The organism is Microcoleus sp. bin48.metabat.b7b8b9.023 (assembly GCF_013299185.1).
GTDB lineage: Bacteria > Cyanobacteriota > Cyanobacteriia > Cyanobacteriales > Microcoleaceae > Microcoleus.
Window position 1 is genome coordinate 1 of record NZ_JAAFKG010000105.1, and the last position, 9,779, is coordinate 9,779.

Genomic DNA, 9,779 nt, shown 5'->3' on the forward strand with positions numbered 1-9,779 from the left:
ATGCCTAACTGGTGATGCGATAGTTGCACAGATTTTTGGGTGTTTTTACTCACGCTTGGTCTCGGATAATTCACTTTTACGCCCTCAATTCGCCTATGTGCCAGTTGGGATGCGGAATGTGGGTTTTAGTCGCTAAAGCATTTTTTTTTCTCAGTCTACACTACCAGCTTTTACCTAATTATTCAAGAAGTTTCTAGAAAATCATTTACTTTGTATCAACAGTTTGAATCAACTGCGGCACAGCCCGATCGACTTTAGCCATTTTCTTGCGAATCTGGCTGATATAGCCTTTCTCAAAAAGATGAGGTATGGCTGACAGCTTACATAACCGCTGAAATCAAGAGGGCTGAAGCCCAACAACGTCCGCGAATCTTTGTGAAAACCGCTATATGCACGTCCACCACTCTCTCTTCTGATGCGTACATCGATTTCCAACCCCAGATTTTTTCGATTATTTGTTGGCGGCTCCAAGATTCACCCGGATGACTTGCCAAAAAATGCAATATCTTAAATTCCATCGCTGTTAACCTGATAACTGTGTCGTTCAGTGTTACTTCCCGACGCGCTGGATCGATCGCAAATCGATCGAATACAATCCGTGATGGAGTCACACACCTCATGCGTCTCAACACAACTTCGATCCGAATTGCCAACTCCGCCAGACCAAATGGTTTGCAGATATAATCATCAGCACCTGCGGACAGAACTTTAAGTCGATCGGCTTCGTCTGTACGGCTGCTAACCATGACCACAAAAACATTAATACGGCGCTGCATTTCCTGGCACAGATCATAGCGTGTAGTATCCGGCAAATTCCAATCGAGAATGGCTCTCCTGGGCTTGTGGTGCAAACTGTATCTCAAGCTACAAAATTTGCTAAGTGCAAGTGTTGAAACTCATACCAGGAGTCATATAGGCTTCACTTATCACCGAATACCCAGGAGAGCCCGAGAATTACTATCATCGGGTTGAATTCCTCAAATAATGCTAAATGAGTCTCGCCATCTGCGGCCGAATGTACCTCATATTTCTGATTCAACAATACTGCTGAAGCAGTCTCCCCATGTGCATTAGCAGTCAAGACAAAAAACTTTATTTAGGGTAAATTTAAAACTTAGGCATAGACCAAAGAAACCGGGTTTTTTCCTTAATATGCAGGTTACAAGGCATTTTTTCGTAAAAAGCCCGGTTTGTTGCCACCCGTGCGTACAGTCATGTTAGCGAAGGGTAAATCCCAGCTCGTTCCAGGTAAACGGACTTGTTTCTGCCAATTCTCCTTGCAATTTTGCTTCCAAGTCAAAGGGCTTCCCACAATCCCAAATTTTAATTTCTAGGCGTTCTGGAAATACTGTTATTTCTAACTCGATTGGAGTTGCTAATGGCAGGTCTTTGTGAGCATGGCGAACAGCATTTGTAAATCCTTCGATTGTGGCAAGTCTCCATTGGTGAAAAACTGGTTCTGGAATCGGTAGATGCTCTAATTGATCGACCCAAGATAAAACTTTATCAACAGCCTTGATATCAGAATTGCTTGTAAGGCTGATTTTTTGAAGTGGCTGGTTTGAACTGACCTCGGATTCGGTATCTCGTTGTTTTTGAAACCATTTATTTAAAACATCGATCGGTCGCTTAACACCACTAACTTGAGTGCTGTCTTGGGGCTGATAATGTTTCATCAGGAACAAACAGTTTCGACTGTCATAAGTGCGGGTATATGTTAGCTCATCGGCTATTTTCCCAAGGACTTTTATGCCTATCCCACCTGACGGAATTTCATCCATGTTATCTCTCATTAGATTGCTATCCTTTGTCATTATTTAATGGGTAATTTTTTAGTTAAAAAAGGAGTGGCTTTCTTAGACTGGAGTGCGAACATCTGGATCCCTGGAAATATAGAGCCAATTTGGCATATACAGGCTTAGCTGTGGGGGACGATCGCACTCAAGCACAAAAAACGAACGGTTTTTACGAAATAGGGATGCTCCCGTTGTAGTCCTTATCATTGTCTCTTGGTTGCTCGCGTCTTGACAAACTCAGTTGGCGATCGCTAAACCGATCGAAAACTGACATTGACAAATAAATAAGTAAATTATACAATGACGACCCTCAAAGCCTCTGAGGAGGGACGAGAAAGAATTAAGCAAGCTAGAAGTGAGAGGGGATGCACTATAGAAGAACTCTGATGGCTGGTAGAAGCGAGTCAAGAGTTAGAGCGCGATCGCTCTTGGACAGAAGTCAGGCCCTATGCCGATGGCCTCTGGCTGCCTACTTAGGGGCGTTGGCGATCGAGTTTAATTGCGATCGATCGCCCTCCCGTTCACCTTTAGACTGGAGACCCAGTAGAAATGATATAATAGCCAAAAGTTTTTAGAACAGTTGGCGATCGCATTAAGACCAAAGAAACCGGGTTTTTTGCGTAATCTATAGCCTATAAGGCGTCTTTTCGTAAAAAAACCCGGTTTTTGACCATCCGTGCGTCCAGGACTGTAGAACTAAAGATCGTGCACATTACTCTAAAACCCGATCGCAATCAATTCAATGAAGCCCAAGTCCAAAAAATAAGACGGCGGTTTAAAACCGCGACTGCACAAACGAATTCCGCCTCTGCGGAATGAAGAAACCGCCGGGTATTCAACCCGCTTGGAGTGGGTGAGAGTTTGTATAGACGCGGTTTCAAACCGCCAGGTATTCAACCCGCTTGGAGTGGGTTTTATTTGTATAGAAGCGGTTTCAACCGCCCGGTATTCTTAAAAAATATTCCGTTATCGATCAAAACAGAAATTTTACTGCGCCTTGGGCGATGACTTGTGAGGGCTTACTACAGCTTTCGGAATATCCATCACCGGTGCATTCACCCCAAGCATCAAATCGTTGGGATTAACAATCTCGACTACAGGCTCGTTTAAAGCGACAATCAAACCGTCAGATTCAGGAAGAACGGGGGATGTAGCAAACTGGGGAGAAAACAATTGACGGCTGCCAGCGACACCAGCCACTGCTGCAATCAACAAAGCTGCGATCGCACCTCCACCCAAAACCCAAATCCGTTTCGTCTGGCGTTTCTCGCGCTGCACAATCTTTGCAGCCAAATCCTGTGCAGATTGTTCCGCAGCAGGTACGGGCATTGACCCAAAAGCCTGTTGCATCATCATTAGTCGCGAGTACAAACGCTTCGTCGTGGGGTCGTTTGTCAGCAATTCCTCAACTTCCCGGCGTTCTGCCGCCGTCACTTCGCCATCGATGTAGGCACTCAACAATTCAAAGCGATCCCGCATCATAGTAGTTACATTCCCTTGGGGATAACTTTTGTTACCTTGACTTTGGGCGAGCGAATCCCCAATATCTTGATGATTCTGATTTTTATCCGATTCAAATTTAGAATTCATATTTCACACCACTTGTAAAATTAGCGGAAGCATCTGTTCGCTATTAGAATGATTTACTGCTTATTTATATTGTAAAATAGAAGCTTTGATGTCACAGCAAACTTCACCAAATCTTCTTAACCCGCCTCGGAAATCACCCTTGTTAATGACCGTCGAGATATTTTTGCAATTGTAACTGCAACCTTTGGCGAGCTCTAGCAATTCTTGACTTGACCGTTCCGAGAGAAACTCCGGTCATTTCCGCTATTTCTTCATAGGCTAAACCTTCAATTTCTCTCAACACAATTGTCGTGCGGAATACTTCCGGCAAATCTGCGATCGCCACTCGCAACTGATCGTAAAATTCTCTGGTTGTCAAATCTTCATCCGGCCCCGGACTGTCGGCCGGAAGTTCCCAATCAATCTCCCCATCTTCCAGAGCACGGGGTACGTCTAACGACAGCGGAGTTCGCACCCGCTTGCGCTTGCGTAACTCATCGTAAAACAAATTAGTGGCGATGCGACTCAGCCAGCCCCGAAATTTAACTGGCTCTTGCAAGCGGTTAATATTGCGATAAACTCGAATCCAGACTTCCTGAGCCAAGTCTGCTCGGTCTTGCCAGTCAGGGGCTAGGTGATACAGAACCCTGTCTACGTGGGACTGATACCGCTTCAAAAGTTCTGAAAAGGCAGTGCTCTCAGGTCGATTTCCTTCCTGACACCGCAACACTAAGTCATAATTAGAGAGTTTTTCGGATGGCAATTGCACTCTTTGAACGGTCGCCACAACCGCAGACCAGGACACGGAAATAAATTCGCTCATGTGTGGAATTGGCTCATCGAACATTCCACTGTGTTTGACGCTGCCCGATCGCGATTGGTTCCTGGACTCGGAAACTGCGATCGACTTCTGACTAATGACCGGTAACTTCGCACGCTCCAATACTAACCCAACTGCTAGAACCATCGGCCCAATGTTCCTTTTTCCAAATCGGTACATTGTGTTTGAGCGTATCTATGGCGTACTGGCAAGCTGCAAAGGCTTCCCCCCGGTGGGGACAGCCAACAGCGACTACTACACTAATTTCCCCCACCTGCAAGTGTCCGACACGGTGGTGAATGGCGACCCGATTGACATCGACCCACTGGCGGCGGATTTCTGTAGCGATTTGCTGGAATACTCGCACGGCCATCGGTTCGTAGGCTTGATATTCTAGCGAAACTACAGCTTGACCGTCAGTTTGATTGCGGACTGTACCGCTCATCATTACCACGGCTCCGTTTGCTGGGTCATCTGCCAAAGTGTAGATTTCCTCCACAGACAAAGGAGCTAAGGTAATGGCGAAACTGTCTTTACTATTCCGTTGAGGAATTGTGCCGATCGAAAGTGCAGCGCTATAGTTCATTGCGGAAGAAATGGTGCGGGAGAACTCGATCGATCTTGACACAAATCAAGTCGCGAGCGATCGATCTTGCATCTTTGTCATGGATACATAAAAGTCAATCTTTAGCAAGATGTCTATGGCCCCGAACGGCTGTAACAGTGCGATCGGGTCAATATAACTCGCCCGAACCAAATTCACACGGTGCCCGAAGATGAGTAGGAGACTTGTGCGATCGAACAGTCGATCGGGCTGTAGCAACTCAATCAGTAAGCACGCAAAAATAAGCAGTATCATGCCCAACTCACTGCCAGCCATCTTCAACTCAAAGCGATGACTCTATTCCCTTTTGAATGATACAGTTAAGTTTAATTTAACCCCGATTGCGATCGGCGCAGTCCAAATTTTCAGCAGAAAATGTAAACTTTATTTATTTTTTGCTCCACCAAGCTACTTAAATGACATGATATACCTGTGCAGAGTTGAGCCAAATTGGCCTATACTCGGCAAAAGCAAGACGGTAACAACCTCCCTCTTGCGCCTGTTCTGACCAAAGAACCAGACGCAAGCCTTGGGCTACCGACACCGGAAAAAGTCCGTTGCGGTTTCAACCCTCTTGAATATTTCTTTACACACTAATCGAAATAGTTGTGTTAAAGTCACCAAAGCAAGTAGAAGAAACCATCTACGTCTTGAAACATCCTAGTACGGAGAAATCCCGGCAACTGACATATCCGACGCAAGAAGATTCGGAATAGTTAAAGAGCAAATAATGGCAGGTTGTAGAGCGTACAATATCTTTTGGCTAGCGATGGTCTGAAAGCGTCAAAAAACTATACGCAATGTTTGGAGAAATCTAAACTGAGTGGGTAGGGGCGATTTGATAGCCACGAGTGAAAATCCAGATTCGGATTTATCAAGAATCCCTTCGCCTTTAGGCATGGGGAGTATAAAGTGAGTTTGCACGAAAAAACGTTAATCACAATCACGAGGAAACTATGGAAGCACTAGCATTGAGCCACTCTTTTGTTGCTTATGAATCTCCAGAGTCCGAGCTCCAACTGGAATTGAAAATTCCTAAATCTGCCGTGGTAGGCGTTGCAGGTCTGGCAGTAGCCCTGTCTATTCTGAGTGTGAGTGGCGAAGCGCAGGCAGGTTGCCACTACAAGCGCTGCGGGGGCGGTCACCGTCATCACAGCTACGCCGAAGTTGCCACCAATGGTGGCAGACTGAATATCCGCCACCGGGCCAGTCGCTGTTCTCATATCATCGGCAAGTTATATGATGGAGACAATGTGAAATTGACCGGTCATTACAGACACGGCTGGGCACAGCTCAAAGGTGGCGGCTGGGTTTCTACTGCGTGGCTTGACTAATTCTTAACTAGAGCAATTTACATTTCTAGAAAGAGTTTGAATCGTTACCAAGCTGGTCTTGGTAACGATTATTTTTCAAGAGGCGCTTGATGTTCAACAGTTGACAGTTGACAGTTTGAGAGCGACCTCTAACTATAAGTCCGAGTATTGGAGTAATGAATAGTCTGATTTTAATTTCTCCCTCAAAGGGAGAGGCTTTCAACCAATTCTTTCGGGTGACAAATAATCGAAGATCCGAAGTTAATAGTTAACAACTGATAACCTAAGCTTTACCGCCACCGATCAAATACAGTAAGGCCATCCGCACTGCTACGCCGCTGGTAACTTGCTGAGAAATCAGGCTAAATTGGGGATCGTCCATCAAATCCGAGCTAATTTCGACGCCGCGGTTGACCGGGCCCGGGTGCAACACCTTCACGTCCGGTTTGCAGAGTTTCAGCCGATCGCGCGTAACTCCATACAAAGCATGATACTCTCGTAAACTCGGCAGCAAATGCTGGCTCATCCGTTCCTTTTGCAGCCGCAAAGTCATCACAAAATCAGCATCGGCCAAAGCAGGTTCAAGCTGCCAGTGCAAAAATAACTTACCTTCCCTACCATCGCCGCACTCAGCAAACAACAGCGGCAATAAAGTCGGCGGCCCGGCTAAATGAACCTCAGCCCCCGAAGCCGTTAAACTCCAAATATTAGACCTCGCTACCCGGGAATGCAAGATATCCCCCACCACAGCAATTTTTTTGCCCGCTAAAAGTTCTAGTCGCGGACGTTCGGCATCTAACAAAGAACAAATAGTAAATAAGTCTAGCAAACCTTGCGACGGGTGTTCGTGCTGGCCGTCTCCAGCATTGAGAACGCTGACTCTCGAACCCAAACGATCCATTTCTGAAGCAATTGTACTGGGAACTCCAGCCTGTTCGTGCCGGATCACCATCAAATCTGTTCCCATCGCCAGATAAGTCTTAGCCGTATCTAGAATAGTCTCCCCCTTCGTCAGAGAAGAACTTCCCGGTGTAAAATTCAGCGTATCCGCCGACAGCCGCTTCGCCGCCAACTCAAAACTGTTGCGAGTCCGGGTAGAAGGTTCAAAAAACAAATTCGCGACCACTTGACCCTGCAGGGCCGGCACTTTCTTGGTGCGGCGGCCGAGCACTTCCCGAAAACTGGCGGCAGTTTGCAGCACCGTGTCGTATTCGTCGGAGGTAAAATCAGCCAGAGTGAGAATGTGTCGCCTTTTCCAAGTCATACAATTTTAGATTTGAGATTTGAGATTTGAGATTTGAGATTTAGGATGATGGGTTGGGAACTTACCAGAAAGAATTGGTTGAAAGCCCCAAGTCTTTGAGGGAGAAATTAAAATCAGACTATTCATTACTCCAATACTCGGACTTAAGGGTAGAGGTCGCTCTCAAACTGTCCCAGGTCAACTGTCCCAGGTCAACTGTCAACTGTTGAATTGCACGCCTGTGTCGGGCGGTCTACAATGTTCGATCGACAGTCGCGGGGATGCCGATCAACAGTATCCAACAATTTTTGACCACCTTTGCCGTCAGTAGAGTTATAATTAGTAGATGGCGGATCGGACTCCCCTCTCACAGCAAAGCCAGCCTTGAAGCTGAAACAAGTGCGTGGGGTTTAGTTTACTCGCCCGAAAGCGGAAATTAAGCTGTAGTAGCGCTCAAGCAGTAATTGCAGTTTCTCGGAACCTCAGCCTTGTCAAAAACCAGCCTTCAGCAGCCATTGCATCTGCTATTATGTGGAAATAATCAAGGAGGCAGACCTCCTACTGCCGATCGACAGCATATAGCGGGACATTCCAAAGATGATTAATTCTTTGCAGTCGGTCTTGACTCTTCAGTCCTGCTTATAGCCCCTTGTCAAAATGAACTGTGTTAAGATACAAGTTGAATATGTAGCTTCCCGACAAAAATCTACACGTATCTTGGCGAGACTGTTCTTGGCGAAACTGCGGTAATAAGTGTGCGCTGGGAAGTGGTAATTACACAAGATTTAAACAATTCAAGAGGTATTATGAGCCAGCAGGTTATACAGCCGATGGTTAAGTTCCAACGTCAGGTGCATTCTCTCGTCACGTCTGGCATTATCCAGCCAACAGACAGCATTTGGAAAATAGCTCTACTTTATGGAGATGAATGGCCTTACTGGAAACAGCAGCTCCTAGAGTTTGATTTTTCCATGCAAGACCCCGTGAGCGAGTTGATAGCTGTAGAAGGTTGGGACGAGGAATAACAGAGGAAACCGACGACTTTGGTTGGGGGAGAAATTAAAATAAAAAAGCGATCGGCTAAATTTCATCAATAAATTTTCCGTCGCTAACTTTTTCCCTCTTATCTCTTCCTTCTGACAGTTGATAGTTGACAGCTTGTCTGAAGAACACAAAGTCGTTTTTCATATTTCTTTTGATATCGGTGTTGAATTTCGGGCATACACCAAATATACTGTGGGCAGGTCGAAAAAAGAAAATTTCCAATGCAACTCACGTACAAATACCGCCTCAAACCCACAAAAGCCCAATTAGGAACAATCACTACTCACCTAGAACTCTGTCGCCGTCAGTACAACTACCGATTGAGTGAAAGATTTAGATGGTGGGAAGCGACGAGAACACCTGTTAACGCCTGCCCCTTAACTGCATCCATAGTTTCTGTCGAGGAGATTTATCAAAATATTCCTTTGACTAGAGTGCAAACTAGAGATGGTAGAAAGAAGGATGAATCAGGCAATTCTTTGACCAGGAAAGGTGATGTTTTTTCAAACATTGAGAGTGGTTAGGTGCAGTGGCAAACCATTCAGTTAGCGGATCTGAAAAACACTAAAAAACTGTTTTCTGATTACAAAGCCTTGAATTCCCAGGTTTTACAGGATGTGGTTAACCGAGTGGAAACTTCCTTTTCAAACTTCACCACGCCTGACAAAAATGGCAATCGCAGAGGCAAACCTAAATTCAAGGGATTCCATTACTACAAATCTTTTACTTATCCTCAATTAGATAATTTAGATATTATCAAGGATGAGCAAAATAGAATTTGTGTTGACCTAGCGAAGATAGGTCAAGTGCCGATGGTTTTCCATCGTCCAATACCAGCAGGATTTAAAGTTAAGACGGGGACAGTTATCAGGGAAGCAGACGGGTGGTATATTGCCCTGACGCTAGAAGATAAGACAGTTCCCGTAGCGGTTGCAGAAATTCAACCGACTGATAAAAACACTCTTGGTATCGACTTGGGGATAACCAATTACGTCTATTTTTCTAAGGTTGAAAGAGTTGAGAATCCTAGATTCTTGAGGAAGTCGGCTCAGAAATTAGCAAGGCTTCAAGCAAAACTAGCGTCGAGAGTTAAAGGTTCTAAACCCTGGAAAATTATCAAGGACAGGATTTCTAGGCTGCATCAATTTGTAGCTAGGGCGAGACTTGACTTTCAATTCAAAGTTGCACATGAGCTGTTTGGCAAATGCGATGTTTTGGTGGTTGAAGACTTGAGTCTCAAGAATCTAACTAGACGTGCCAAATCTAAGACTGATATCGAGGATGGCAATTTAGTTTACTTGCCGAACGGTCAGTCAGCTAAAAGTGGCTTGAATAAATCAATGCTTGATGCTGCTCACGGTCAATTTGCTAGTGTTCTCAAGTATGTCGC

11 protein-coding genes are annotated in these 9,779 nt (G+C 45.3%); 4 read left to right on the plus strand and 7 right to left on the minus strand.

Translation table 11 applies throughout. From position 1 onward, the window contains the following. Window positions 1–320: 320 nt before the first annotated feature. The 6 genes from QZW82_RS31455 to QZW82_RS31480 form a co-directional block, all read right to left on the minus strand. Window positions 321–863 (minus strand): response regulator transcription factor, encoded by a 543-nt coding sequence (locus QZW82_RS31455; protein ID WP_366665115.1) that lies wholly within the window; start codon window positions 861–863, stop codon window positions 321–323. A gap of 354 nt (window positions 864–1,217) precedes the next feature. Then, complete coding sequence (locus QZW82_RS31460; RefSeq protein WP_293158101.1) at window positions 1,218–1,781, minus strand: ATP-binding protein; 564 nt, start codon at window positions 1,779–1,781, stop codon at window positions 1,218–1,220. Window positions 1,782–2,783: 1,002 nt separating this feature from the next. Continuing rightward, window positions 2,784–3,386, minus strand: coding sequence for a zf-HC2 domain-containing protein (locus QZW82_RS31465; protein ID WP_293158104.1), 603 nt, complete (start codon window positions 3,384–3,386; stop codon window positions 2,784–2,786). Window positions 3,387–3,528: 142 nt separating this feature from the next. Beyond that, window positions 3,529–4,188 carry a sigma-70 family RNA polymerase sigma factor gene (locus QZW82_RS31470; RefSeq protein WP_293158129.1) on the minus strand — a complete coding sequence of 220 codons (660 nt, stop codon included), beginning with the start codon at window positions 4,186–4,188 and terminating at the stop codon, window positions 3,529–3,531. A 91-nt stretch (window positions 4,189–4,279) separates the two neighbouring features. Further along, window positions 4,280–4,771 (minus strand): molybdenum cofactor biosynthesis protein MoaE, encoded by a 492-nt coding sequence (locus QZW82_RS31475; RefSeq protein ID WP_293158106.1) that lies wholly within the window; start codon window positions 4,769–4,771, stop codon window positions 4,280–4,282. 45 nt (window positions 4,772–4,816) lie between these two features. Further along, on the minus strand, window positions 4,817–5,044 hold the full coding sequence (locus QZW82_RS31480; protein WP_293158108.1) for a hypothetical protein: 228 nt from the start codon (window positions 5,042–5,044) through the stop codon (window positions 4,817–4,819). 701 nt (window positions 5,045–5,745) lie between these two features. Here QZW82_RS31480 and QZW82_RS31485 point away from each other — a divergent pair. Then, on the plus strand, window positions 5,746–6,123 hold the full coding sequence (locus tag QZW82_RS31485) for an SH3 domain-containing protein (RefSeq protein ID WP_293158111.1): 378 nt from the start codon (window positions 5,746–5,748) through the stop codon (window positions 6,121–6,123). Window positions 6,124–6,385: 262 nt separating this feature from the next. On the opposite strand, the gene QZW82_RS31490 is transcribed toward QZW82_RS31485, so the two are convergent. Further along, window positions 6,386–7,366 (minus strand): aspartate carbamoyltransferase catalytic subunit, encoded by a 981-nt coding sequence (locus QZW82_RS31490; RefSeq protein WP_293158114.1) that lies wholly within the window; start codon window positions 7,364–7,366, stop codon window positions 6,386–6,388. 785 nt (window positions 7,367–8,151) lie between these two features. Between QZW82_RS31490 and QZW82_RS31495 the strand changes: the two genes are divergently transcribed. From QZW82_RS31495 to QZW82_RS31505, 3 genes are all read left to right on the plus strand, one after another. Continuing rightward, window positions 8,152–8,370, plus strand: coding sequence for a DUF4327 family protein (locus QZW82_RS31495; protein ID WP_293158117.1), 219 nt, complete (start codon window positions 8,152–8,154; stop codon window positions 8,368–8,370). Between the two features lie 240 nt (window positions 8,371–8,610). After that, window positions 8,611–8,913 (plus strand): helix-turn-helix domain-containing protein, encoded by a 303-nt coding sequence (locus QZW82_RS31500; RefSeq protein WP_293158120.1) that lies wholly within the window; start codon window positions 8,611–8,613, stop codon window positions 8,911–8,913. Further along, a partial coding sequence (locus QZW82_RS31505; protein ID WP_293158123.1) for a transposase occupies window positions 8,914–9,779 on the plus strand: 866 nt, incomplete at its 3' end.

Bases quoted from the DNA above. Each gene is read 5' to 3' on its own strand.
- QZW82_RS31460 (WP_293158101.1), bottom strand. From the start codon at position 1,781: ATGGATGAAATTCCGTCAGGTGGGATAGGCATAAAAGTCCTTGGGAAA.
- QZW82_RS31465 (WP_293158104.1), bottom strand. From the start codon at position 3,386: ATGAATTCTAAATTTGAATCGGATAAAAATCAGAATCATCAAGATATT.
- QZW82_RS31470 (WP_293158129.1), bottom strand. From the start codon at position 4,188: ATGAGCGAATTTATTTCCGTGTCCTGGTCTGCGGTTGTGGCGACCGTT.
- QZW82_RS31475 (WP_293158106.1), bottom strand. From the start codon at position 4,771: ATGAACTATAGCGCTGCACTTTCGATCGGCACAATTCCTCAACGGAAT.
- QZW82_RS31480 (WP_293158108.1), bottom strand. From the start codon at position 5,044: ATGATACTGCTTATTTTTGCGTGCTTACTGATTGAGTTGCTACAGCCC.
- QZW82_RS31485 (WP_293158111.1), top strand. From the start codon at position 5,746: ATGGAAGCACTAGCATTGAGCCACTCTTTTGTTGCTTATGAATCTCCA.
- QZW82_RS31490 (WP_293158114.1), bottom strand. From the start codon at position 7,366: ATGACTTGGAAAAGGCGACACATTCTCACTCTGGCTGATTTTACCTCC.
- QZW82_RS31495 (WP_293158117.1), top strand. From the start codon at position 8,152: ATGAGCCAGCAGGTTATACAGCCGATGGTTAAGTTCCAACGTCAGGTG.
- QZW82_RS31500 (WP_293158120.1), top strand. From the start codon at position 8,611: ATGCAACTCACGTACAAATACCGCCTCAAACCCACAAAAGCCCAATTA.